The sequence below is a fragment of the Microbispora triticiradicis genome, assembly GCF_005864065.1.
In the GTDB taxonomy this organism is placed as follows: Bacteria; Actinomycetota; Actinomycetes; order Streptosporangiales; family Streptosporangiaceae; genus Microbispora; species Microbispora triticiradicis.
On sequence record NZ_VANP01000002.1, the window covers coordinates 189,069 to 213,429 of the forward strand.

Here is a 24,361-nt window from a genome sequence, read left to right on the forward strand (position 1 = left end):
TACCCTTGAGTAACCTATCTGGAGGCGCACCGGTCATGGAATCCCCTCTCCTGCCCGCGGAACCCATGCTCTGGTCGGGCTGGGGCGACCCCGCCAGGGCCGCCGAGCTGCCCGCGCCGGTGCGCGAACTGCTCACGGAGCTGCTCGGCGTGCGCCCGCCCGCCGCCCCGGCGGCGACGTTCGGCGAGGTGCGGCTGCCCCCGGCGGCCCTGCCGCCGGCCGTCCTCGCCGCGCTGGCCGCCGTGACCGGGGAGGAGCACGTGCGGGCCGACGACGACGCCCGCATCCGGCACACCCGGGGCAAGTCCACGCCCGACCTGCTGCTGATGCGCGCGGGGGACGCCTCCGACGCGCCCGACGCCGTCGTGCTCCCCGGCTCGCACGAGGAGGTCGTGGAGGTGCTGCGCCTGTGCGCGGAGCACCGGGTGGCGGTGGTGCCGTTCGGCGGGGGCACGTCGGTGGTCGGCGGGCTCACCCCCGCGCGGCGGGGCTACGCGGGAGTGGTCGCCCTCGACCTCGGCAGGCTCGACCGCCTGCGGTCCGTCGACCCCGTCTCGATGACCGCCGACCTGGAGCCGGGGCTGCGCGCGCCGCAGGCGGAGCGGTTGCTCGCCGGGCACGGGCTGACGCTCGGGCACTTCCCCCAGTCGTACGAGTACGCGACGCTCGGCGGGTTCGCGGCGGCCCGGTCCAGCGGGCAGGCCTCGGCCGGCTACGGCAGGTTCGACGACATGGTCGTGGGCATGACCGTGGCGACGCCGCGCGGCACGCTGGAGATCGGCCGTGCCCCCAAGTCGGCCGCCGGGCCCGACCTGCGCCAGGTGTTCCTGGGCTCCGAGGGCGCCTTCGGGGTGATCACCTCGCTGCGGCTGCGGGTCCACCGGGCCCCCGCCGTCCGGGCGTACGAGGGCTGGCGGTTCGAGACCTTCGCGGCGGGGACGGCCGCCCTGCGGCGGCTCGCGCAGGAGGGCGCGCCGCCCACCGTGCTGCGCCTGTCGGACGAGACCGAGACGATGGTCGGGCTGGCGAAGCCCACGGACCTCGGAACGCCCGGGGGCGACTCGGGCTGCCTGGTCGTGGCGGGCTTCGAGGGCGCCCCGGGCGACGTGGCCCACCGCCGGGAGCACGCCGCCGCGCTGCTCGTGGAGGCCGGCGGGGTGCACCTCGGGCCGGAACCGGGGGAGAAGTGGGCGCAGGGCCGGTTCTCGGCCCCCTACCTGCGCGACTCCCTGCTGGCCGCCGGGGCGACCGTGGAGACGCTGGAGACCGCCTGCTTCTGGGCGGACCTGCCGCGCCTGTACGACGCCGTACGGCTGGCCCTGCACGGCGCACTCGGCTCACCGCTGGTCATGTGCCACATCTCCCACGTGTACGCCACGGGGGCGTCGCTCTACTTCACGGTGGTGACGGCGCAGACCGGCGACCCGCTGGCGCAGTGGGCGGCGGCCAAGCGCGCCGCCGGCGAGGCGATCGTCGGGGCGGGCGGCACGATCTCGCACCACCACGGCGTCGGCCGCGACCACCTGGAGGCGTACGCCGCGGAGATCGGCGACCTGGGCGGCGAGATCCTGCGCGGGATCAAGGAACGGCTCGATCCGGCCGGGATCCTCAACCCGGGTGTGCTGATCCCGGTGTACTGATCCCCGGAAAACGCCAAGATTGTTCCCATGGTCGATGTGGGCGCGGCGGCGGCGCGGGGAAAGCAGGTCTCGTCACGGGTGTCGGAGTCGGGAGCGGGCTGGGACTGCTCGCAGATCGGCACGTTCCAGGCGCTGCGCCCCAACCAGAACTCCTTCAGCTGGCTGAGCCCGGCGACGCTCTGGCGGTCGCGCAACGAGGTGATCGCCCAGCTCTTCGGCGATCCCTCGCCCCAGGTGCGCCGCCGCTGGGTGGCGGCCCAGCGCGACCGCGGCGCCGACCCCGACTTCCGGGTCAGGCTCGACCTCGGTGAGGAGTTCTCGTTCCTGCTGCTCGGTGACACCGGCGAGGGCGACGCCTCCCAGTACGCGGTGGTGCCCGGGCTGCTCAGGCTCGGCGAGGGCACGTCGTTCGCCGTCGTCGCCAGCGACGTGATCTACCCGACCGGCTCGGGCAACGAGTACTGCGACAAGTTCTTCCGGCCCTACAAGGACTACCCGGCCCCGATCTTCGCGATTCCCGGCAACCACGACTGGTACGACGGGCTCGGCGGCTTCATGCGGGTCTTCTGCGACGCCCGCCCCCTGTCCGCCGAACGGCGCGGCTTCCGCCTGTCGCCCGGCGGGCTGCGCGGGCTGCTGTGGAAGAAGCCGGAGACGATCGACGAGAACGCCCTGGCCGAGGCGAGGAAGATGCGCCCGGACCCCGGGCCCGCCCTGCCGGGGCCGTACTGGGTGATCGACACCGGCCGCCTGCTGCTGGTCGGCATCGACACCGGGATCAAGGGCACCCTCGACCGCGAACAGGGCGAGTGGCTGCGCCGGGTCTCCGCCGACCCCAGGCCGAAGGTCCTGGTCACCGGCAAGCCGATCTACGTCAACAACGCCTACCACCCGTGCGAGATCGAAGGCGGCGGCACGGTGGACGACGTCGTCCGCGACCCGGCGAACAACTACGTGGCCGCTATCGGCGGCGACGTCCACAACTACCAGCGCTATCCCGTACGGGTGGACGGCCGGCTCATCCAGTACGTGGTCTCCGGGGGCGGCGGGGCGTTCATGCACGCCACGCACACCATCCCCCGGGTGGACGTGGCCGGGGTCCACGAGGACGACTTCAAGTGCTATCCGCTGCGCGGCGACTCGCTGTCGTTCTACAGCCTGCTCTACAGCAGGCGGCTGCGGCTGCGCGGGCTGTACGTCACCCCGGAGGAGGGCCTGGCCCTGATGTCCCGGCAGATCGGGAACACCCCGCCCCGGCCCACGCCCGGGGCGCCGATCGGCGCTCGGGTGAGGTGGGCGGCCCGGCTGCTCGGCGGCTGGCCGATGCCGTTCCGCCTGCCGGTCGGGCGGGTCTTCCACCGGTATATCTCGGAGCTGTCCGACTGGGACACCCCGCCCTTCTTCAAGAGCTTCCTGCACATGTCGGTGACCGGGGACACGCTGCGGCTGCGCTGCTTCGCCGCCACCGGCTGCCTCCCCCAGGAGCAGGAGCCCCCACTGGAGGACGAGGTCGAGATCCCCCTCTGACGGGATTGTCGGTGCGGGCTGGCACGCTGGGGGGATGCACGTCGTGGTCGCGGCCGGCGCCGAGGGGGGCGGGACGATCCGGCCGCTCGGCGGGACGGCGGCCCGGGTGACCGACCTCGCCGCGGCCGTCCGGTCGCTGGAGGCCGCCGAGCGGCCCCGCTGGGTCTGGGCCGACGCGCGCCGCGTCTACCCGGCCCTCCTCGCGGCCGGCGTGCGGCTGTCGCGGTGCCACGACGTCGCGCTGACCGAGGGCCTGCTGCTGGGGGCCGACGCCCGTTACGGGGAGCCCAGGCAGGCGCGGGCGGCCTTCGCGCGCCTGCACGGCCTTCCGGTGCCCGAGGACCCGCACGAGGCCGCGGAGGGGCACCAGCCGGGCGGCACGCAGGCGAGCCTGTTCGAGCCCGCGCCGGCCGAGGACCCCTCGTCCGAGGCCGGCATGGTCGCCGAGGTGTTCGAGGACCAGCTCCGCCGCGTCGCCCGCACGCCCGATCCCGGGCGGTTCCGCCTGCTCGTCGCCGCCGAGTCGGCCGGGGCGCTGGTCGCGGCCGAGATGCGGCACGACGGCATGCCGTGGCGCGAGGACGTCCACGACGAGTTGCTGACCGGCCTGCTCGGGCCGCGGCCCGCCCACGGCATGCGGCCCGGGAAGCTCCAGGCGCTGGCCGACGAGGTGGCGGCCGCCTTCGGGCAGCCGGTGAACCCCGACTCCCCGCAGCAGATCGTCCGGGCGTTCAAGGCCGCGGGGATCGAGGTCCCGTCGACCCGGTCGCACGTGCTCAAGGCGGTCGATCACCCGGCCGTCGCGCCGCTGCTCGCGTACAAGGAACTGGCCCGCCTGCACAGCGCCCACGGCTGGGCCTGGGCCGCGCAGTGGGTCGGCGGCGGCCGCCTGCGTCCCGAGTACGTCGTCGGCGGGGTGGTGAGCGGCCGGTGGGCCACCAGCGGCGGCGGCGCGCTGCAGATCCCCAAGGTGATGCGCCGGGTCGTGGTGGCCGACGACGGCTGGACGCTCGTGGTCGCCGACGCCGCGCAACTCGAACCCCGGGTGCTGGCGGCGCTGTCCGGCGACCGGGGGCTCGCGCGGGCGGCCGGGGAGATCGACCTGTACGCCGCGCTGGCCGGGGCCTTCGGCGGCGTGCGCGACTCGGCCAAGGTGGCCATGCTGTCCGCGATGTACGGCGGGACCAGCGGCGACGCCTCCAAGCTGCTGCCCGTCATGCGGCGGCGCTTCCCGAAGGCGTACGCGTTCGTGGAGGACGCCGCCCGCGCGGGGGAGGAGGGGCGGCTGGTCCGGTCGTGGCTCGGCCGCACCTGCCCGCCGCCGTCGGAGCGGTGGCGCCGCCTGGTGGCCGGGCCGGAGGGCGCGCGGGCGGCCCGGGACCGGGGGAGGTTCACCCGCAACTTCGTCGTTCAGGCGACGGCGGCCGAGTGGGCGCTGACGCTGCTCGCGGTGCTGCGCGGGCTGCTTCCGGACCCGGCGCGGCTGGTGTTCTTCCAGCACGACGAGGTGATGGTGCACTGCCCGCTCGGCCTGGCCGCCGAGGTCCGCGAGGCGGTCGGGCGGGCGGCGGACGAGGCGACCCGCCTGCTGTTCGGCGACACCCCGGTCCGTTTCCCGATGGAGGCGGTCGCGGTCGCCTGCTACGCCGACGCGAAGTGACGCGCCCGGTCGGGCGCGTGCCGGTCAGGCAGTGCCGGTCAGGCGGGGCGGAAGGTGTTCCAGAGGGCCTGCCGCACCGGCGCGGCGGCCTCGGTCCAGTCGAAGTCGGGAGAGGCGAACATGACCGCGTACGCTCGCCCGTCCGCCTCCAGGTAGCGGATGACCGCGTGGACGGTGACCTGGCTGGAGTTGGTGTAGGTGTACTCCCAGTCGGCGGCGGGGTAGTGGTAGTCCGCCTCCCGCAACTGGATCTGCGTGTAGTCCGGGTAGTCCTTGATGTTCAGGTTCTGCTCCGCGGCCCGCAGCGCCTCCAGGCCGCCGTCGGGGATCCTCCTGACGGTGATGCTCTGCCCGCTGTCCTTGGGGCCGAGGAGCCTGACGGCCCCGCCGTCGTCGGTCGTCGCGGTCCACGCCTGGGGCACCGCGACCGAGACACCGCCCTCGGTCACGAGCCGGTAGCCCTCGGGCACGCGTACGGCGGGAAGGGAGCGCCCGGCCGCCCTGGCGCCGCCCGTGGACGCCCCGGCCGCTCCGGTCGCCAGGCCGCGTACCCCGGAGGTCGTCTCCCCCTGGTCGCCGGAGCCCCCCGGCAGCAGCACGAGCGCGATCGTGACGATCACCGCGAGGACGGCGACGCCGGCCACGACGAGCAGCAGCCTGGCGCGGGGGTCGCGGTCCGTCCCCCGCTGGGTCTGCTCCTTGCGCCTGCGCCCCACCCGGGGCCGGTGCGGGCCCGTGGTCACGGCGTCCGCGGCCCGGCCGGACCTCCGGCCGTTCCGCGTGTCCGTCTCGGGCGGACCGGCGCCAGGACCGGCGCCGGGGGAGGCCGGACCCGATCCCGGGCCGGCGTCGAGGCCGCCGCCCAGGTCGCCGGGCATGTCGCCCGGCGCGGGGGCCGGCCACATGCCCTCCTTCCGCCGCTCCGGCGCGTACGACGACCCGGACGGCGACGACAGCGGGTCGAACGCCGGGGCCTGGCCGAAGGGCGTGACGGGCCCGAAGGCGGCGAAAGGCTCGAAGGCGGGTTCCGCGGCGGGCTCGACGGCAGGACCGGGCGGCGCGCCGCCGGGGAGGCCGTTCTGCGCGAGCGGCACGCGGACCGGGCCCGAGGGCGTCTCGACGATGCGCGAGGGCAGCGGCCCCGAGGGGATGTCGAGCGGTGGCAGCAGCCCCGCCGGCATGGAGTTCTGCGGGGTCGGCACCGAGGACGGCGTGCCCGCCCGTCCCGGCAGCCCGGCCCCGTGGCTGTGCAGGATCCGTTCCAGCATCTCCGCGACCTGCGCCGCCGGGAGGCGGTCGGCCGGGTTCTTGCGGAGCAGGCCCTCGATGACCGGCAGCAGCGCGCCCGCCCGGCGGGGCCGGCTGGGCTCCTGCGTCAGCACCGCGCCGAGGACGGCGACCGCGTCGGGTCCCTCGTACGGCGGGCGGCCCTCCACGGCGGCGTACAGGGTGGCCCCGAAGGACCACAGGTCGGCGGCGTGGGTGATCGTGCGGCCCTGCAGGCGCTCCGGCGGGATGTAGGCGGGCGAGCCCATCAGCAGGCCGGTCTGGGTGATCGTGACGTCGCCCTCGATGGCGGCGATGCCGAAGTCGGTGAGCACCACCCGGTCGGCGGTGAGCAGCACGTTGCCGGGCTTCACGTCCCGGTGCAGGATGCCGGCGGCGTGGGCGTGGCGCAGGGCGTCGAGCACCCGGACGCCGATCTCGGCCGCCTGCACGACGGGCAGCGGCCCGCCCTGCCGCACGGCCTGTTCGAGGGACCAGGCGCGGACCAGTTCCATGACGATCCACGGCCGCCCGTCCTCCTCGACCACGTCGTGGACGGTGACGATGCCGGGGTGGCTGAGGCGGGCCGCCGACCGCGCCTCGCGCAGCATGCGCCGGTGCGCCGACTGGGCGCCCGCCTGGTCGAGCCCGAACGGCAGGAGCAGTTCCTTCACCGCGACGTCGCGGTCGAGCAGCACGTCGTGGGCGTGCCACACCATCCCCATGCCGCCGCGGCCCACCGGGGACAGCAGCCGGTAACGCCTCCCGACGAGACGGCCCTGCCCGTCGGGAACGCCGGCCGGGGGGCGCCCCGCGGGTCCCTGACCCTCTGGCATAGGGGGGACCATACCGAGCAGGCGATCGGTCGTCATAGAAAAGGTCCCCAATTCACGCTCGATCCGCAGGATCCCCCGTCCGGACCGTGCGAATTGCTCCGGATATCTGAGACTGACGACGATATTACGGTCTGATGACGGTCAAAGGGAATTCATGCGGCGGCCAGCGCGTCGAGGGCGGCCGTGAAGACCCCGGCCGGCGGGCTGACCAGCCCCGCCCCCACCTGCCCCGTTCCGGCGACGCGGCCCGCGATGCCGGTGTTCACGACGGGCAGCACACCGGTCCTCGCCACGAGGGCGACGTCGATGCCGGCGGGCGTGCCCCGGAAGCCCAGCCCCGGGATCTGGTACGCCGGGTGCTCGGCCAGCGTGATCTCGTACATCGAGGTCGTGGCCGCGACGGCGTCGGCCACCTCGCCGCCGACGAACCTGACGATCGCCGGGGCCGCCGCCATCGCGAAGCCGCCGAGCCCGGTGGTCTCGGTGATCGTGGAGTCGCCGATGTCGGGATTGGCGTCGTCCGGCCCGTAACCGCCGAGGTAGAGGCCGTCGGGCACCCCGGCCGGGCCGGTGAACCACCGGTCGCCGAGTCCCGACACCTGTATTCCGAAATCCGTTCCGTTGCGGGCCATCGCCACGACCAGGCTCGACCCCGGCACGCCGCGCGCCGCGTCGGCCGCGGCTTTCGCCGCCGCCATTCCCGCGTTCAGGAAGAAATGATCGTTTCCATTGATGAAACGCAGCACCTCGGCCGCGCGGCCCGGGGCGGCCTCCACGACCGCGGGGGCGATCTCCCGCACCAGCAGGGACGTCGCCGCCCGGTTCCGGTTGTGCAGCTCGTCGCCCATCTGCAGGGCCTGCGCGATCAGGGTGCGCAGGTCGAGGGGCCCGCACCGCTCCAGGGCCGCCGCGAGCACCGGCCCGAGGACCTCGCCCATCCAGCGCAGCCGCTCGATCACCTCGGGCCCGTACGCGCCGTACCGCAGGACCTTGCCCAGCCCCTCGTTGAGCGAGCAGTAGGCCGTGCCGCCGTGCTCGGCGTCGGTGACCTCCAGCATCCACATGGACGGGCTGACCACCCCCGCCATGGGGCCGACCGTGCGGTGGTGGTGGCAGGAGTCCAGGGTGATCCCCGCGCCGGAGGCGAGGCGCTCCGCCGCCTCCTCCGGGGTGGCGGCCAGGCCCTCGAACAGCATGGCGCCGACGAGCGCCCCCCGCATCGGCCCGGACGCCCGCTCCCACGTGATCGGCGGGCCGGCGTGGAAGAACGAACCGGCCTCCAGGCCCAGCGCCTCGCGGGCCGGCCGCACGCCGGAGAGCATGGGCCGCGCGGACAGCATCCTCCCCACGGCCGTCGCGTTGGCCCGCTCACGCCGGGGATCGGCGAGCACCTTGGCGAGCATCCCGGCGAGCGCGGCGGAGACGCCCGGGGCCGGCGGGCGCCAGTCGACCCGCCGCTGCGGCACGGCCTGCCGGTCCAGCGCCTCGGCGAGCACCTCGGCGCCCACGGTGATGACGCGCGGTTCGCCGTACAGCATGGAGAGGGTCATCGGCTGCCTCCGGTGAGCCGGGTGGGACTACTCGGCCGCACAGCCGTCAGCCGTCGGCCAGGCGGCGGGCGTGCCGCGCCGCCGCCGCGTTGGAGGTGAAGACGGCGGCGCCCGCCTCGTTCAGGCGCGCGGCCTGGGTGCGCGGCCCCTGCGGGTCGCCGTCGGCGCCGACCAGGGCGACCACCACGTCCACGCCCCTGGCGGTGGCGTCGCGGACCTCGGGCGCGAGCCAGGAGGACGGATCGGGGTCGGCGCCGTGCCCGAGCACCACGTCGAGCAGCACGACGCCCGAGTCGACGCCGCGCAGCGCCTCCCGGCGCAGCGACGGGTCGATCATGGGGTGGGCCCGCCCCCGCGTGTACGCGTCGTCCCCGTAGTCGACGAACCACGCCTCGCCGCCCGGCTCCACGGCGCCGGCGATCAGGGCCGCCTCGGCGCACAGCGTGCCGCCGGAGTAGAGCCCCCGCAGCGGACGCCGCCCCTCGCGCGCGGGCGCGTCGCCGGCGGGCCAGGACGGCCACTCGGGCACGTCCCGGCCGAGGGCGCGCAGCGCCTTCTCCGCGACGGCGGTCAGGTCGTCCTGCCCCGGCCCGAGCAGCGCGGCGACGACCGGGGTGGCCAGGTCGAGGTCCCGTACGGCCCGGGCCGCCTCGGGGGCGGGCGGCTTGGAGATCAGCACGATCAGTTCGGTCGCCGGGTCCTCGTCCAGCGCGCGCAGTGCCTGCACGGCCGAGCGCCCGCCCACCTCGGCGGACAGGTCCCGGCCGCCCACGCCGAGCACGTGCGACACGCCGACGCCGGCGATGTCGAGCAGGCACGTCACCTGCTGGGCCCCGGTCCCCGAGGCGGCCACGACCCCCACCGGGCCCGGCCGCAGCACGTTGGCGAAGCCCAGACCGGCCCCGCCCACGACGGCGGTGCCGCAGTCGGGCCCCATGACGAGCACGCCCCTGGCCCGCGCCCGGTCCTTGAGCAGGATCTCCTGCTCGACCGGCACGTTGTCACTGAAGATCATGACGGAGAGCCCGGCCTCCACGGCGTCCAGCGCCTCGGCGAAGGCGTGCTCGCCGGGCACGCTCACCAGCGCCACGGTCGCCTCCCACGACCGCGCGGCCGACCGGACGGTGCGGGGCGGCGCCTCCTCGCGGGTGGCCCCGCCCGCCGTCCCGGTCGTGGCGAGCTGCCGCTCCAGTTCGGCGGCGGCCTCGCCGAGATCGGCGGCCGAGGCCGCCCTGATCGCCACCAGCAGGTCGCCGGGCGTCGTGGGCGGCACCTCGAAGCCGAGATCGCGGGCGAGGCCGGCGTTGAGGTCCGTGCCCATCGCGACGACGGCGACGGCCACCTCCGGCCGGGCGGTGAGCGCCTGGCTCACCCGCATCAGCGTCACCGAGTCGTGGTAGACGCCGGGGCGGACCTCGACGAGGTCGGTCACGGCCGCTCCCGGCGGGACGGGGCGCCCGCGACGGCGGGACCCGCGCCGAGGAGGGACAGGACGGCGGACACGCCGATCTGCGCGCCCCACGCCAGGTCGGCGCCGGAGGTGTGGCCGAGGCGGAGCAGGCGGTTGACGGCGGGTTCCAGCGGCTGGTGCCCGGCCGCCGCCCGCAGCACGCCGAGGACCTCCGGGCTCGCCTCGCCCCTGGCGGCGCAGTGCAGCAGGGTCGCCGAGATGGAGGTGGTCCTGGTGCGGGCGTCGAAGGTGACCGCGGCGGCCAGCCAGTCCGCCAGCCACACCGCGCGCGGGACCCCGGCGGCCCGGCCGAGGTGGCGCAGCGCGACCAGCAGCCCCGCCAGCATGTCGTCGCCGCTCGGCGTGAGCCCGGGGCCGAGGCCGATGAGCCGCTCGGCCGCCGTGATGCTCTCCACCAGCGAGCCGCGCAGGCAGCCCCGCTCCAGCAGCGCCGGGGCCCCGGCAGCGTCCAGCCCCGGCTGCCGGGGCGACGCCGCGCGGATCCCGGCCAGCGCAGCGGGGGCGGACGCCAGCCGCGCGGGGTCGGCGGGCGCGAGCGCGGGAGCGGGATCCCACCAGCGGCGGACGCCGACGCACAGGCCGCCGATCTCGATGGAGCCGTCGCCGACCCAGCCGTCGTCGCCGGCCGACACCCCGTCGAGGGACTCGGCGAGCACCACCGCGTTGGGCAGGCGGACGCCCTCACCCGTGACCACGGCGATGACGTGCGGCTCGCACTCGCTCCTGACCTCCAGGTAGAGCGCGAGCGGGAAGGCCGCGAGCACCCGTGCCGGGCGGCGGGGGGACTCCAGGGCCGGCCGTACGGCGACGCTCGCCGCGCCGCTCACGTAGGCCGGGGCCGCCGGGGGGCGAGGGGCGGGCGCCGCCGCCCGCCGCCCTTTCTGGCGCGTGCCAACACTCACCGGGACCTCCCTCGCCAGTCGTTGCCGACGCTAAGGCCCGCCTTCCCCCCTCCGTACGGAGAAAGATGCCAACAGTCGGCCGAATGCTTGGCTCTTCCTGACAGGACCGGCGTCGGGCAGAATCTCGGTGAGACGTCCCGAGTACGTCGACACTCCCCGGAGAGGCCCTTGCGCAACGACCCGGCTCCGCCCGCGATGCGGCTGGCCAGCACCGGCACGATCCTGCACGGGGTGTCGGTGGGCGAGGTGCTCGGCGTGTCCACGCTCGCGGACGCCCGCCTGATCGCCGGCGGGGACGGGCTCGGCCGCATCGTGCAGCGCCTCAACGTGATGGAGGTCCCCGACATCCTCGCCTGGGTGAAGCCGCACGAACTGCTGCTCACCACGGGCTACCCGCTGCGCAACACCCCGCAGTCGCTCGACCGGCTCGTGACCGACCTGGACGAGCGGGGCCTCGCCGCCCTGGCGATCAAACTCGGGCGCTACCTGGACGAACTGCCGGGGGAGATGGTCGAGCAGGCCGACCGGCTGGGCTTCCCGCTGATCCTGCTCCCCAACGACGTGGGGTTCGACGACATCCTCAACCAGGTGCTCACCGACATCCTCAACCGGCAGGCCGCGATCCTCGCCAGGACGGAGGAGGCCCACCGGGCGCTCGTGCAGATCGTGCTGGCCGGGGGCGGGATGCGGGAGGTCACCGCGGAGGTGGCCGGGCTGCTCCGGGTGGCGGTGGGCGCGATCGACGCGTCCGGGCACTTCCTCGCGGCGGCCGGGGAGGCGGCGCAGGTGGCGCGGCTGCGGGAGATCGACGCGGCCCCCGTGCGGACGCCCGCCGGTGCGGGACGGACGCCGGGGAAGGCCGCCGGGAACGGGCACCACGCGAGCGTCCCGATCGTCGCGGGCGGCCACCACCACGGGAGGATCGCCGCCTACAGCGCCCACGGCACGCTCACCCCGAGCGACGTCGGCATCCTGGAGCGGGCCGCGACCGTGGCCGCGCTGGTGATCACCAAGCAGGAGGCGGTCACCGCCGTCGAGAGCAAGTACCGGGCCGACTTTCTGCGGGACGTGCTGACCGGCCGGGGCGGGCTGCGGGTGGCCGAGCGCGCCCGGGCGTTCGGCTGGGACCTGGAGCGCCCGGTGAGCGTGATGGTGGCGGAGATCGACCCGGACGCCGAGGAGCGGCCCCTCCAGGACCGCATGTGCGCGGCCTGGCAGGCGTCGGTGCGCAAGCACGACCCGCGCGGCGCGGTGGCGGGTTTCTCGCACGAGGTGGTGGCGATCGTCGGGGCGTCCGCGGACCCCGCGCGGGTGGCGCGGGACGCGCTCGCGGGGATCTCCGACGGCACGTTCTCCACCGGGCTCAGCCGGGTCGCCTCCGGGGTGGACGCCCTGCCCGGCGCGTACAACCAGGCGCTGAAGGCCGCCCGGGTGGGCCGTCAGCTGCACGGGGCGGGCGCGGTCGCCCACTTCGACGAGCTCGGGGTCTACCGGCTGCTGTCGCTCGTCAGCGACACCGACGAGCTGCACTCCTTCGTACGGGAGACCCTCGGCCCGCTCGCGGGGGACGACGACGCCGAGAACGCCGACCTGCGCCGCACCCTGCAGGCGCTGCTGGAGACCAACCTCAACGTCGCCGAGACCGCGAGGCGGCTGCACTTCCACTACAACACTCTGCGCTACCGCATCGGCAAGCTGGAGCGCCTGCTCGGCAACTTCACCGAGGACGCGCACCTGCGGCTCAACCTCACCCTCGCCCTGCACGTGCTGCGCATGCGGGGCATCTGACTCTTTAAGCTGGCGCCGTGAACGAGGCCATAACCTTCGAGCTCGACGGCGACCACATCCCGCTCTGCGATCTCCTCAAGTTCTGCCAGATCGCCGACAGCGGCGGCGCGGCCAAACACCTCGTCGCCGAGGGCCTGGTCCGCGTCGACGGGCAGGTGGAACTGCGCAAGGCCTGCAAAATCAGGGCGGGCCAGGTCGTCACCGGCGACGACTACACGATCCGCGTGGTGTAGACGCCCCGGTGGTCGTCGTTTTGGCAGATCATGCCCATGTCTGTCGCGCACGCCGGTCCTAAAGTGCCCCAAACGGTCAAGGAAGTACGCGGGACGCCTGCGGGGTGGCCGAGCCCACGGCCCAGCTGGAGGGACGTACATGGCTTTCAGATGGACGGTGCACGGAGACGGCAGAGGGCTGGCACCCGGCGAGGTCGTCAAACCCGATGAGAGGCTGAGCTGGCCGCGGATGGCCGGCATCGGCGCGCAGCACGTGATCGCCATGTTCGGCGCGACCTTCGTGTTCCCCCTCGTGATGGGGCTCGACCCGAACACCGCGGTGATGATGTCGGGCGTCGCGACGATCCTGTTCCTGCTGATCACCCGGGGCCGGATCCCCAGCTATCTCGGCACCTCGGCGTCGTTCGTCGGCGGCGTGGTGGCGGTGCGCGCGGCGTTCGGCGGCGACACCCCGGGGGCCGACCGGGTCGTCACCGGGGCGATCCTCGTCGCGGGTCTCGTGCTCGCGGTGTGCGGCGTGGTCGTCCACGTCCTCGGCGTGCAGGTCATCCACCGGATCTTCCCGCCGGTCGTGACCGGAGCGGTGGTCATGCTGATCGGGTTCGGCCTGGCGTACGTCGTGGCCGACGTGTACTGGCCGCAGGACCCGTGGATCGCGCTGATCACCATGATCGCGACGTTCGTGTTCATCGTGCTGTTCCGCGGCTTCCTCGGCCGGATCGGCGTGCTGCTGGGGCTGGTCTTCGGGTTCGTCCTGTCCTGGCTCGCCGACAGGGTGTTCGGGAACATCACCGCCTACAACGCGGGCACCGGGGCGGTCGACACCCATCCCCGGGTGAGCTTCCAGGCCGTCGCCGACGCCGGCTGGATCGGGCTGCCGCACTTCCACGCGCCGTCGTTCCAGGCGTCGGCCGTGCTGGTCGTGCTGCCCGCCGTGATCGCCCTGATCGCGGAGAACGTCGGCCACGTCAAGGCGGTCGGCCAGATGACCGGCGCCGACGTCGACCCCCTGATGGGCCGGGCGATCGTCGCCGACGGCGTCGGCACCGCGGTCGCGACCGCCGTCGGCGGCTCGCCCACCACGACGTACGCGGAGAACATCGGCGTCATGGCGGCCACCAGGGTCTACTCGACGGCCGCGTACTACGTCGCCGCGGTCATCGCGATCCTGTTCGGCCTGTGCCCCAAGTTCGGCGCGCTGGTCGCCGCCACGCCCGGCGGCGTGCTCGGCGGCGTCACGGTCATCCTGTACGGCATGATCGGGCTGCTCGGCGCGAAGATCTGGGTGGAGAACCGGGTGGACTTCGCCGATCCGGTCAACATGGTGCCGATCGGCGCGGGGATCATCCTCGCGATCGGGCCGGTCACCCACCAGATCACCGGGGACTTCTCGCTCGCCGGGATCGCGCTGGGCACGATCGTGGTACTCGCCGGCTATCACCTGCTCCGCGCCATCGCGGGCAGGCCCGCGAAGGAGGTCACAGGTGGGGAGATCGGGCTCGAACGCGACCCGGCCGTCTGATCGGCGCGTGTCCCGGACGACGCGGTGAAGCCGCCTCCGTTCGACTACCGCCGCCCGGCCACCCTCGGCGAGGCGCTCGGCCTCCTCGCCGAGGCGGGCTCCGGCGGGAAGGTCCTGGCGGGCGGCCAGAGCCTGATCCCGCTGCTCAACATGCGCCTCGCCGCGCCCGCCCGCGTGGTGGACGTCAACCGCGTGCCCGGCCTGGACGGGATCGAGGCCGGGCCGTCCGGCGTGCGCGTCGGGGCCCTCGCCCGCCACGCCGCCGTCGAGCGCTCGCCCGGGGCCGCGGCGGCCCAGCCGCTGCTGCGGCAGGCGCTGCGCCTGGTGGCCCACCCCGTGATCCGCAACCGGGGCACCGTGGTGGGCAGCCTCGTCCACGCCGACCCCGCCGCCGAGATGCCCGCCGTCCTCGCCCTGCTCGGCGGGTCCGTACGGCTGGCGAGCCGGGGCGGGGAGCGGGAGGTGCCGGCCGCGGCGTTCTTCACCGGCCCGATGGAGTCGGCGGTGCGGCCCGGCGAGCTGGCCGTGTCGGCGTTCTTCCCGGCGCTGCCGGCGCGGTCGGGCACGGCCTTCCACGAGGTGGCCCGGCGGCACGGCGACTACGCGGTGGCCGGGGTCGCCGCCGCCGTCACCCTGGACGAGGACCTCCGGATCGCCGCCGCCCGCGTCGCCTGCGTGAGCGTGGGACCGGTTCCGGTGGTCGCGGACGTAACCGCCGCCTGCGGCCCGCGCCCGGCGGCCTCGGTGGCCTGGGACGCGGTGGCGGCGGCCGTACGGGACCTGGTCGAGCCGGAGGGCGACATCCACGCGACGGCGGACTACCGCCGTCACCTCACGGGCGTGCTCGCCGTACGGGCGCTGCGGGACGCCGCTTCCGCGGCCCACGGGGAGGAATCGTGAACGAGACACACCATCACGTGACGCTGACGGTCAACGGGGTCGTGCGGGAGGCGACGGTGCCCGGGCGGCGGCTGCTGTCCGACTGCCTGCGCCACGATCTCGGCCTCACCGGCACCCACGTGGGCTGCGAGCACGGCGTCTGCGGCGCGTGCACGGTGCTGCTGGACGGCGAGCCGGTGCGGTCGTGCCTGACGTTCGCCGTCACGGTGGACGGTCAGGAGATCACGACGGTGGAGGGGCTGGCCCGCGACGGCGCGCTGTCCCCGGTCCAGCGGGCCTTCACCGAGTGCCACGCCCTGCAGTGCGGGTTCTGCACGCCGGGGTTCCTGTGCACGGTCACCGCGTTCCTGCGGGACAACCCCGCGCCAACGGAGGAGGAGGCGCTGGAGGCCGTGGCGGGCAACCTGTGCCGGTGCACCGGCTACCAGAACATCCTCAAGGCGGTCCACCGAGCCGCCCAGATGCAGGCGACACAGATCCAGGCGGAAGAGGGCGGGGCATGACGACCAGGCTGTTCGGCGAGCCGGTCCGGCGGCGCGAGGACCCCCGGCTGATAACCGGTCAGGGGCGCTACCTCGACGACCTGGGCGCGGGCGCGCTGGCCGCCGCCTTCGTCAGGTCGCCGCACGCCCACGCGCGGATCCTCGACGTCGACGTGTCCGGCGCGCTCGACGTGGACGGCCTGGTCGCGATCTACACCTGGGAGGATCTGCCGGGCGCGCTGGCCGAGCCGCTGCCGCTGCTGATCCCGCACCCGGCCCTCACCCACGGCCGCACGGCGTACGCGCTGGCCCGGGAGGTCGTGCGGCACGTGGGGGAGCCGGTCGTGATGGTCGTCGCCCGCGACCGCTACCTCGCCGAGGACGCGTGCGCGCTGATCCGGGTGGACTACGAGATCCTGAAGCCGGTCGTGGGCCTGGAGGAGGCCGCCGGAGGCGCGCACCTGGTGCACGAGGACGTGCCGGGCAACATCGGCGCGCACCTCGTGCAGGAGGTGCCCGGCCCCGGCGGCGTGACGGCGCGGGAGGCGGTCGATGCGGCTCCCCACCGGCTGGAGTTCCGCCTCGACGTCGAGCGCAGCGCCTGCACGCCGCTGGAGGGGAAGGGCGTGTACGCCCGCTGGGACGCCGACGACGAGTCGCTGCGCGTCTACTCCTCCACGCAGACCTCCACCAGCGTGCGGATGGCGATCGCGGCCAAGCTGGGGCTGCCGCTGCCCAAGGTGGAGGTCGTCGCGCCCGACGTCGGCGGCGGCTTCGGCGTCAAGATCGTCCATCCCTGGCCCGAGGAGATCCTCGTCCCGTGGGCGGCCCGGCTGCTGAACCGGGAGGTGAAGTGGACCGAGGACCGGCGCGAGCACTTCGTCTCCTCCTCCCACGAGCGCGGGCAGGTGCAGCACGTCCGGGCCGGCTTCGACGACGACGGCCGCCTCCTCGGGCTGGAAGTGGAGATCCTGCACGACCACGGCGCGTACACGCCGTACGGGATCATCGTGCCGATCATCACCTCGACCCAGCTGCTCGGGCCGTACCGGGTGGGCGCCTACCGGGTCGAGTTCTCCTCGGTCTACACCAACACCGTGCAGGTCACGCCGTACCGGGGCGCGGGCCGCCCGCAGGGCGTCTTCTGCATGGAGCGCACCATGGACAAGATCGCCGCCTACCTCGGCCGGGACCGTACGGAGGTCAGGGCGGCCAACTTCATCCAGCCGGACGAGTTCCCCTACGACCAGGGCCTGACGTTCCAGGACGGGCGCCCGCTGATCTACGACAGCGGCGACTACCCGGAGGCCCTGCGCATGCTCAAGGAGCTGATCGGCTGGGACGCCTTCCCGAAGGAGAAGGCGCGGGCGGCGGCCGAGGGCCGCAGGATCGGCATCGGCGTCGGCTGCTACGTCGAGGGCACCGGCGTCGGGCCGTACGAGGGCGGTCACGTGCAGATCACCTCCGACGGCCGGGTGCACGTGTCGACCGGCCTCACCTCCCAGGGGCAGGGCCACGAGACGGTGTTCGCGCAGATCGCGGCGACCGAGCTCGGCGTGCCGATCGAGAAGGTGTCGGTCGTCACCGGCGACACCCGGCGCTTCGGCTACGCCGTGGGCACCTTCGCCTCACGCGCGGCCGTGATGAGCGGCAACGCGATCGCGCTGGCCTGCCGCAAGGTCAGGGAGAAGGCGCTGCGGATCGCGGCCGAGGCGCTGGAGGCCGACCCGCGCGACCTGGAGATCACCGACGGGATGGTCCACGTGGCGGGCGCGCCGTCGGCGTCGATCCCGCTGGCGACCGTCGCCGTGCTGTCCAACCCGCTGCGGTACGCCTTCGACGAGGAGGCCAAGCGGGCCACCCAGTTCGCCGGGCCCGCCTCGGACGACCGGCCGCCGGTGGCGGAGGGGGAGGAGCCCGGCCTGGAGGGCCGCGACTACTACTCGCCGGTCAGGTCGACCTTCGCGGCCGGCATGCACGCCGCGATCGTGGAGACCGACCCGGACACCGCCGAGATCCAGATCCTGCGGTACGCCGTCGTGCACGACTGCGGCAGGCTGATCAACCCGATGATCGTCGAGGGGCAGATCCACGGCGGGGTCGCCCAGGGCGTCGGCGGCGCGCTGTACGAGAAGATGGTCTACGACGAGCACGGCCAGTTGCTGAACGCCTCGTTCATGGACTTCCTGATGCCGTACGCCACGGAGGTGCCGCGCATCGAGACGGCCCACCTGGAGACGCCCTCGCCGCTCAACCCCCTGGGGATCAAGGGCGCCGGGGAGGCCGGGGTCATCCCGGTCTCCGCCGTCGTCGCCGCCGCGATCGAGGACGCCGAGGGCATCCCGATCGACCGGATGCCCATCTCCCCCTCCGACCTCCACACCCTGCGCCTCACGCGTTGAGGGAGACCTCGGCGGTGAGGCGCTTGCGGAACACCCAGTAGGTCCAGGCCTGGTAGGCGAGGACGCCCGGCAGGGCGATCAGGCCGATCCAGGTGAGGAGCGTCAGCGTGTACGGCGCGGAGGCCGCCTCGGCCAGGGTCAGGCCGGGCAGCGGCGCCGCCGACAGCACGCCGAAGACGGTGGCGGTCGTCGCGGTGATCGCCGTGGCGGTCGCCGCGAAGGCCCAGCCCTCCCGGCGGCCCCACACCAGCGTGACCCCGGCCGCGAGCGCGGCGGCGGCGAGCAGGGCCGTCCCCAGCGTCCACAGCGGCCCCCTGCCGGGCACGGAGGGCAGCGTGCTGAGCGCGACCGGCATCGCGCCGACCGCCGCCAGCAGGGCGGCGCGGCGGGCGCGGGCCCGCACCCCGCCGGTCGTCTTGAGCGCCACGAACACCGCGCCGTGCAGCACGGCCACCGACAGCGACAGGGCCCCGCCGAGCACGGTCGCGAGGGCCGTGCCGAACAGCAGGTTGCCGAAGATCGCGCCCCACAGGAACGCGGGCAGCACGCTGCCGGTGACGATCCCGGCGTCGCACAGGGCGACCTCGCGCCGGGAGTGGACCTTGCCGCGCCACTCCAGGCCGACGCCGCGCACGATCAGACCCGTGATCACCAGGAAGACCGGCAGGTAGAAGCCGCTCAGCAGGCCGGAGTACCACGCGGGGAAGGCGGCGAACATCGCCCCGATCGCGGTGATCAGCCAGACCTCGTTGCCGTCCCACACCGGGCCGATGGTGCCGAGCACCTGCCTGCGGTCCGCCTCCGAGCGCGACAGCAGCGGCAGCAGCGCGCCCACGCCGAAGTCGAACCCCTCCAGGACGAAGTAGCCCGTCCAGAGGAAGGCGATCACGATGAACCAGAAAGTCGTCATCTCGTGGCTCCTCAGTACATGAGGGTCGGGGTGAGCCGGGTCTCCTCCGCCCGCGCCGGCGGAACCGCGGCGGCGGGCCCGGGGGCCGGGGCGGGCAGTTCGGGGCCGGCCTTGACGTGCCGCAGCAGCAGGGCGCCCTCGGCCAGCGCGAGCACGCCGTACAGGACCGTGAAGACGGCCAGCGTGATCGCGACCTCGGTGAGCGAGACGCCGGGCGACACGCTCGCGGCCGTCATGAGCTCGCCCTGCACGGTCCACGGCTGGCGGCCGATCTCGCTGAGCAGCCAGCCGGCGATGATCGCGGTGGCCGGGAGCGGGAGCGCCAGCACGCAGAGGCGCGCGAACCAGGCGGGCAGGGGCTCGCCCTGCCCGGCGTGCTGGCCGGCCCGCCGCCCGCGGCGCTTCCTGGTCAGCCAGAGGCCGAGCACGGAGAGGCCCACCGTGGCCATGCCGAAGTTGATCATCACCCGGAACGACCAGAAGACGACCGGCAGGTTCGGGGTGTAGTCGGCCGGGCCGAAGGCCTTCTCGTACCTCGCCTGGATGTCGTCCACGCCCTGGACCGTCGCGGCGGGGTCGTGCGCGGCGAGCAGGCTGAGCAGACCGGGCACCTCGACGCCGGGCGCGATCGAGAACGGCGCGCCGGCCGTGTCGTGACGCAGGCCCTCGGCCGCGGCCAGCTTCATCGGCTGCTGCTCGTGCAGGAGCCGGCCGGACAGGTCGCCGGTGCCCGCGACCACGGCTCCCGCGATCGCGGTCATCACGAGGGCGGCGCGCAGGGCGGTCCGCCACATGTCCGGGAGGCGGCGCATCGGCGTCGTGGCGTCCTCCGCGGTGACCGTGCGGGCCCGGCGGCCGGGCAGCACGCCGAGGCCGCGCTCACGCAGGACGCGGTAGCCGATGACGGCGAGGACGAACCCGCCGGCCACGACGAACGAGGCGGCCACGACGTGCGGCACCTGGGCGAGCGCGGTCGAGTTGGTCAGCACGGCCCACAGGTCGGTCATCCGGGCCCGGCCGTCCACGACCTCGTAGCCGACCGGGTGCTTCATCCAGGCGTTGGCCGCGAGGATGAAGTAGGCCGACAGGTTGGAGCCGATGACCGCCGCCCACAGGCAGGCGAGGTGGACCCGCTTGGGCAGCCGGTCCCAGCCGAAGATCCACAGGCCGAGGAACGTCGACTCCAGGAAGAAGGCGAGCAGCGCCTCCAGCGCCAGCGGCGCGCCGAACACGTCGCCGACGAAGGTCGAGTACTCGCTCCAGTTCATCCCGAACTGGAACTCCTGCACGATGCCGGTGACCACGCCCATGGCGAAGTTGATCAGGAAGAGCTTGCCGAAGAACCTGGTGAGCCGCAGGTAGTGCTCCCGGCCCGTACGGAGCCAGGCGGTCTGCAGGCCGGCCACGTAGACGCCGAGCCCGATCGTCAGGGGCACGAAGAGAAAGTGGTAGACGGTGGTCACCCCGAACTGCCACCGTGCCAGGTCAAGCGCGTCCATGTCTTCCTCACGCCGAGCTCTACGACTTGTAGTTCTATATTCAGTAGTACTACAAGCTGTAGAGCATTAGGGCCCCGCGAGGTGCGATCTTCGTCACAGCCGTGAGGCACGCCGAAGCGGCCCGGTTCGCGGTGCCGGATCCCCGTTCCTTGCAGTACGGACGATGCCGGTCGGACGGTCCCGGGGAACAGGGACAGGTGTCCCGTCCCGCCGGGCGTGCCCGGTTCGGGCACATGACCAAGAGTGGCCCGACGGCGGCACGGGCGGCGTCCGCCGTGCGGCTGATTCCCCCGTACGCCGCGCGGTTGACGTCGCGCGCCCTCCGGCCGTCGCGGAGACGCGCGTGGGAACGGCGAGGACCTCCGGTTCCGCGAACCGGAGGTCCTCGCCGGGTCTTCCGTGGTCCTTGCCGCGCTCCTTCCGGGGCTTTCCCTGCGGTCAGGCGACGGCGGGGTGGAGGGCCAGGGTGGGGTAGTCGGTGTAGCCGCGGTGGTCGCCGCCGAAGGCCGTGCTCAGGTCCGCCTCGTTCAACGGCGCGCCGACGCGCAGGCGCACCGGCAGGTCGGGGTTGGCCAGGAAGGACTTGCCGAGTGCGACGAGATGGGCGCCCCAGCGCAGCCGTTCCTCGGCGGAGGCCGCCGGGTCGGTCGCCGTGGGGTCGTTGACGATCAGGGTGTTCGGCCACAGGTCCCGGATGCGCGCGTCCAGCTCGGCGCCGCCGGTCGCCAGCAGGTGCAGGTAGACCAGGTCGAGACCGGCGAGCTCGGACACCAGCGCGGGATAGACCTCGTGGGCGTCCTCCTCCACCAGTCCCTGGGCGCCGTTCCGGGGGGACAGCCGGATCCCCACCCGGGAGGGGCCGATCTCGTCCGCGACGGCCTTCGCCGTCTCGACGGCGAACCGGATCCGGCCCTCCACCGACCCGCCGTACCGGTCGTCGCGGAGGTTGGCGTTCTGCGACAGGAACTGGTGGATCAGGTAGCCGTTGGCGCCGTGCAGCTCGACGCCGTCGAACCCGGCGTCCACCGCGCGCCGGGCGGCGGCGGCGAAGTCGCCGACCGTGGCCTCCACCTCGGCGGTGGACAGCTCCACGGCCACCGGCGTGTCCTGAAGGCCCGCGGGCGTGAAGATCTGCTCGCCGAGCCGTACGGCGGAGGGGGCGACCGGTAGGTGGCCCGTGTTGTCGGGGTGGCCCACCCCGCCCGCGTGCATGATCTGGGCCACGATCCGGCCGCCCGCCGCGTGGACGGCGTCGGTCACCTCCCGCCACCCGGCGACCTGCTCGTCGGTGTGCAGCCCCGGGGTGTTCATGTAGCCCTGTCCCACCGCGCTGGGCTGGACGCCCTCCGTGACGATCAGGCCGGCCGAGGCGCGCTGGGCGTAGTAGAGCGCGGTCAACGGCGAGGGGATCCCCGCGACGTACGCACGTGACCGCGTCATGGGTGCCATGACGAGACGGTTCGGCAGGCGAAGGGAGCCCAGGGTGTGGGGTGTGAACAGCATGGTCAAGACCTCCCGAATTTACTTGGTCGGCCAACTTGGTCGGCCATAGATACACATACAACTTGGCCGACCAATATGCAAGCGGTAGGCTCATCGCAGAGGAGGCGGCGTGATGACGGAAGCACGGACGGACGGCGTGGAGGCGTGCGGGACGACGTCCGCGGCCGGGGCGGGGTGCGGAGGGGCGCCCGGAGAGGACCCCGACAGCCTGAGCTGCCTGATGGCCCAGGCGGCCCTGGGGCACCGCGTCCTGCTCGCCGCGTTGCTCGCGGAGATCGGCCTCTATCCCGGTCAGGACCGGGTGCTCAACGCGCTGTGGGCCAACGGGCCCATGTCCCAGAACAGGCTCGCGGCGGCGGTGGGCATCGACATGTCGACGATGACCAAGAGCCTGCAACGGCTGGAGCGCAGCGGGTTCGTGAGTCGCGCTCCGTCCCCCCGCAACCGGCGGATCAGCGTGGTGAGCACGACGCCGAAGGGCGACACGCTGCGTGCGGAGGTCCGCCGGGTGGAGGAGGAGCTTCACCGGCGGCTGTCCGACGGCCTGACGCCGGAGCAGGTCGAGACCCTCCGCTCCCTGCTGGGGGTGGTCCGCCGCAACGTCTGCCGCGAGACCGCGCCGTCCCCGCTTCCCGCGGCGGAGCTCCCCGGGACGGAGCTTCGTGAAGCGGATCCTCCCGCCACGGTCGCGGCCTCCCGGTAGCCCGGCCGTACCGCCGCGCCGCGGCCGGGCATGTCTTGCCGTTCCCGCCGTACGGGTGATTCTCTAGGGTGCTCGGCATCGGAGGTGGCCATGAAGGTCTCGGGCAGCGCGGTGGTCGCGGCGGAGCGCAAGCGGGTCTGGGACGCCCTCCAGGACCCCGGCGTCCTGGTGCGGACGATCCCCGGCTGCGAGCGCCTGGAGACGGTCGGCGAGAACGTGTACGCGATGACGGTCACGGCGGGGGTCGCCTCGGTCAGGGGCGTCTACCAGGGTGAGGTGGCCCTGCGCGACCAGGAGGAGCCGGACCGGTTCACGCTCGGCGCACGCGGCCAGGGCGCCCCCGGCACCGTCGAGGCCACCGTGGCCGTACGGCTGAGCGACGCCGAGGGCGGCACCCGGGTCGACTTCGACGCCGAGGCCGTGGTCGGCGGCATGATCGGCGGCGTGGGGCAGCGGATGCTCGCCTCGGTGGCCAAGAAGACCGCCGGGGAGTTCTTCTCCGCCGTCGAGCGGCACCTGCTGTCCGCCTCCGCTGTTCCCGCCGCCGTGTCCGGAACCGCTCCCGGCGTGTCCGAGGCCGTGCCGGCGGCGACGGCCGCGGCCGGGGAGACGGCGCCGCGCGTGTTCACCCGCGAGGCTCCGGCCGCGCCCCGCCAGGGCGTGCCGGCCTGGACGATGCTCGCGGCCTTCGGCACGGGCGCCGGGGTGGCCCTCGGCAGCGCCGTCATCGGCTGGCTCCTCGGCCGCAACTCCCGCCGCCGTTAGGCACCTTCTCTAGGCACCTTCTCCTGGTTCCGGGGGAATCGGCCGGAGGGCGCGCCGGTTGGGACATGTCGTGAAAGTCGAGATCTTCTCTGATGTCGTGTGTCCCTGGTGCTACATCGGGCACCACCGGCTCCAGCAGGCCGTACGCCTCTTCGAGGGGGACGTCGAGGTGGCGCACCGCCCCTTCCAGCTCGACCCGGACGGCGTCTCCACCGGTGAGCCGCTGCTGCGCGCGCTGGAGCGCAAGTTCGGCGGCGCCGGGCAGGTGGCGCAGATGACCGCCCGCGTCGCGGGCGTGGCCGCGGAGGACGGGCTGGACCTCCGCTTCGACCGGGCGCTGCAGGCCGGCACCTTCGAGGCGCACCGGCTGATCTCGCTGGCCGGTCGGGCCGGACGCGGAGCGGCGATGGCCGAGCGGCTGTTCCGGGCCCACTTCACCGACGGCCTCGACGTGGGGGACCCCGGCACGCTGGCCGGGCTCGCCGCCGAGACCGGAGTCGAGGACACGGGAGAGGGCGCGGAGCAGGTGCGCGCCGATCTGGCCCGCGCCCACGCGCTGGGCGTGCGCTCCGTCCCGCTGTTCCTGTTCGAGGAGAAGTACGCCGTCTCGGGCGCGCAGCCCGTCGAGACGCTCGTGGCCGCGCTGCGGGAGGTCGAGGCCCGTACGGCTCAGGAGAAGGCGGCCCAGGAGAAGGCGACACAGGAGAAGGCGGGCGAAGGCTGCGAGGGCGACGCATGCGCGGTCTGATCCCGTAGGCGGTCCGGGTAGGCAGGGTGTGACGACGGTGTCCTGATTCTTCGG

General features: G+C 74.2%; 19 protein-coding genes. 12 read left to right on the forward strand and 7 right to left on the reverse strand.

Annotated features, from left to right (window positions below):
* The first annotated feature begins 35 nt into the window (after positions 1-35).
* From FED44_RS05980 to FED44_RS05990, 3 genes are read left to right on the forward strand one after another with little or no spacing between them, the layout of a single operon-like run.
* Positions 36-1,640 (forward strand): FAD-binding oxidoreductase, encoded by a 1,605-nt coding sequence (locus FED44_RS05980; RefSeq protein ID WP_396700088.1) that lies wholly within the window; start codon positions 36-38, stop codon positions 1,638-1,640.
* 27 nt (positions 1,641-1,667) lie between these two features.
* Entirely contained in the window at positions 1,668-3,167 is a 1,500-nt protein-coding gene (locus FED44_RS05985; protein ID WP_111699556.1) for a metallophosphoesterase family protein, read from the forward strand.
* A gap of 34 nt (positions 3,168-3,201) precedes the next feature.
* Positions 3,202-4,827: a bifunctional 3'-5' exonuclease/DNA polymerase gene (locus tag FED44_RS05990; protein WP_138460016.1), complete on the forward strand. Its 1,626-nt coding sequence runs from the start codon at positions 3,202-3,204 to the stop codon at positions 4,825-4,827.
* 38 nt (positions 4,828-4,865) lie between these two features.
* Here FED44_RS05990 and FED44_RS36260 read toward each other — a convergent pair whose 3' ends face one another.
* From FED44_RS36260 to FED44_RS06010, 4 genes are all read right to left on the reverse strand, one after another.
* A complete protein-coding gene (locus FED44_RS36260; RefSeq protein ID WP_208758853.1) occupies positions 4,866-6,929 on the reverse strand; it encodes a serine/threonine-protein kinase in 2,064 nt (687 codons plus the stop codon).
* Between the two features lie 152 nt (positions 6,930-7,081).
* Complete coding sequence (locus FED44_RS06000) at positions 7,082-8,479, reverse strand: YlbE family protein (protein ID WP_111699559.1); 1,398 nt, start codon at positions 8,477-8,479, stop codon at positions 7,082-7,084.
* A gap of 46 nt (positions 8,480-8,525) precedes the next feature.
* A complete protein-coding gene (locus tag FED44_RS06005; RefSeq protein WP_138460017.1) occupies positions 8,526-9,911 on the reverse strand; it encodes an FdrA family protein in 1,386 nt (461 codons plus the stop codon).
* Complete coding sequence (locus FED44_RS06010) at positions 9,908-10,852, reverse strand: oxamate carbamoyltransferase subunit AllH family protein (RefSeq protein WP_138460018.1); 945 nt, start codon at positions 10,850-10,852, stop codon at positions 9,908-9,910. Before FED44_RS06010 ends, FED44_RS06005 begins: the two co-directional genes overlap by 4 nt.
* 195 nt (positions 10,853-11,047) lie before the next feature.
* Here FED44_RS06010 and FED44_RS06015 point away from each other — a divergent pair, with 195 nt between their 5' ends.
* The 6 genes from FED44_RS06015 (at position 11,048) to cutA (ending at position 18,179) form a co-directional block, all read left to right on the forward strand.
* A complete protein-coding gene (locus tag FED44_RS06015) occupies positions 11,048-12,640 on the forward strand; it encodes a PucR family transcriptional regulator (RefSeq protein ID WP_117409528.1) in 1,593 nt (530 codons plus the stop codon).
* Positions 12,641-12,657: 17 nt separating this feature from the next.
* A complete protein-coding gene (locus FED44_RS06020; RefSeq protein WP_117409520.1) occupies positions 12,658-12,873 on the forward strand; it encodes an RNA-binding S4 domain-containing protein in 216 nt (71 codons plus the stop codon).
* Positions 12,874-13,012: 139 nt separating this feature from the next.
* Positions 13,013-14,395 carry a uracil-xanthine permease family protein gene (locus FED44_RS06025; protein WP_138460019.1) on the forward strand — a complete coding sequence of 461 codons (1,383 nt, stop codon included), beginning with the start codon at positions 13,013-13,015 and terminating at the stop codon, positions 14,393-14,395.
* Positions 14,396-14,419: 24 nt separating this feature from the next.
* On the forward strand, positions 14,420-15,295 hold the full coding sequence (locus FED44_RS06030) for an FAD binding domain-containing protein (RefSeq protein ID WP_117409518.1): 876 nt from the start codon (positions 14,420-14,422) through the stop codon (positions 15,293-15,295).
* Positions 15,292-15,798: a (2Fe-2S)-binding protein gene (locus FED44_RS06035; protein WP_117409517.1), complete on the forward strand. Its 507-nt coding sequence runs from the start codon at positions 15,292-15,294 to the stop codon at positions 15,796-15,798. The genes FED44_RS06030 and FED44_RS06035 overlap by 4 nt, the downstream gene beginning before the upstream one ends.
* Positions 15,795-18,179 (forward strand): aerobic carbon-monoxide dehydrogenase large subunit, encoded by a 2,385-nt coding sequence (gene cutA, locus FED44_RS06040; protein WP_138460020.1) that lies wholly within the window; start codon positions 15,795-15,797, stop codon positions 18,177-18,179. The genes FED44_RS06035 and cutA overlap by 4 nt, the downstream gene beginning before the upstream one ends.
* Here cutA and cydB read toward each other — a convergent pair.
* From cydB to FED44_RS06055, 3 genes are all read right to left on the reverse strand, one after another.
* Entirely contained in the window at positions 18,169-19,089 is a 921-nt protein-coding gene (gene cydB / locus FED44_RS06045) for a cytochrome d ubiquinol oxidase subunit II (RefSeq protein WP_138460021.1), read from the reverse strand. The genes cutA and cydB overlap by 11 nt on opposite strands.
* 11 nt (positions 19,090-19,100) lie before the next feature.
* Positions 19,101-20,588, reverse strand: a complete 1,488-nt coding sequence (locus FED44_RS06050) for a cytochrome ubiquinol oxidase subunit I (RefSeq protein WP_138460022.1) — start codon at positions 20,586-20,588, stop codon at positions 19,101-19,103.
* Between the two features lie 438 nt (positions 20,589-21,026).
* Entirely contained in the window at positions 21,027-22,091 is a 1,065-nt protein-coding gene (locus FED44_RS06055) for an alkene reductase (RefSeq protein WP_138460023.1), read from the reverse strand.
* A 112-nt stretch (positions 22,092-22,203) separates the two neighbouring features.
* Here FED44_RS06055 and FED44_RS06060 point away from each other — a divergent pair, with 112 nt between their 5' ends.
* From FED44_RS06060 to FED44_RS06070, 3 genes are all read left to right on the forward strand, one after another.
* Complete coding sequence (locus tag FED44_RS06060; RefSeq protein ID WP_117409512.1) at positions 22,204-22,794, forward strand: MarR family winged helix-turn-helix transcriptional regulator; 591 nt, start codon at positions 22,204-22,206, stop codon at positions 22,792-22,794.
* A gap of 90 nt (positions 22,795-22,884) precedes the next feature.
* The gene (locus FED44_RS06065) at positions 22,885-23,559 is read left to right on the forward strand and encodes an SRPBCC family protein (RefSeq protein WP_117409511.1); all 675 of its coding nucleotides are present in this window, start codon (positions 22,885-22,887) and stop codon (positions 23,557-23,559) included.
* A gap of 70 nt (positions 23,560-23,629) precedes the next feature.
* Positions 23,630-24,307, forward strand: coding sequence for a DsbA family oxidoreductase (locus FED44_RS06070; protein WP_138460024.1), 678 nt, complete (start codon positions 23,630-23,632; stop codon positions 24,305-24,307).
* Positions 24,308-24,361 lie beyond the last annotated feature (54 nt).

Bases quoted from the DNA above. Each gene is read 5' to 3' on its own strand.
- FED44_RS05980 (WP_396700088.1), top strand. From the start codon at position 36: ATGGAATCCCCTCTCCTGCCCGCGGAACCCATGCTCTGGTCGGGCTGG.
- FED44_RS05985 (WP_111699556.1), top strand. From the start codon at position 1,668: ATGGTCGATGTGGGCGCGGCGGCGGCGCGGGGAAAGCAGGTCTCGTCA.
- FED44_RS05990 (WP_138460016.1), top strand. From the start codon at position 3,202: ATGCACGTCGTGGTCGCGGCCGGCGCCGAGGGGGGCGGGACGATCCGG.
- FED44_RS36260 (WP_208758853.1), bottom strand. From the start codon at position 6,929: ATGCCAGAGGGTCAGGGACCCGCGGGGCGCCCCCCGGCCGGCGTTCCC.
- FED44_RS06000 (WP_111699559.1), bottom strand. From the start codon at position 8,479: ATGACCCTCTCCATGCTGTACGGCGAACCGCGCGTCATCACCGTGGGC.
- FED44_RS06015 (WP_117409528.1), top strand. From the start codon at position 11,048: ATGCGGCTGGCCAGCACCGGCACGATCCTGCACGGGGTGTCGGTGGGC.
- FED44_RS06025 (WP_138460019.1), top strand. From the start codon at position 13,013: ATGGCTTTCAGATGGACGGTGCACGGAGACGGCAGAGGGCTGGCACCC.
- cutA (WP_138460020.1), top strand. From the start codon at position 15,795: ATGACGACCAGGCTGTTCGGCGAGCCGGTCCGGCGGCGCGAGGACCCC.
- cydB (WP_138460021.1), bottom strand. From the start codon at position 19,089: ATGACGACTTTCTGGTTCATCGTGATCGCCTTCCTCTGGACGGGCTAC.
- FED44_RS06050 (WP_138460022.1), bottom strand. From the start codon at position 20,588: ATGGACGCGCTTGACCTGGCACGGTGGCAGTTCGGGGTGACCACCGTC.
- FED44_RS06055 (WP_138460023.1), bottom strand. From the start codon at position 22,091: ATGCTGTTCACACCCCACACCCTGGGCTCCCTTCGCCTGCCGAACCGT.
- FED44_RS06060 (WP_117409512.1), top strand. From the start codon at position 22,204: ATGACGGAAGCACGGACGGACGGCGTGGAGGCGTGCGGGACGACGTCC.
- FED44_RS06065 (WP_117409511.1), top strand. From the start codon at position 22,885: ATGAAGGTCTCGGGCAGCGCGGTGGTCGCGGCGGAGCGCAAGCGGGTC.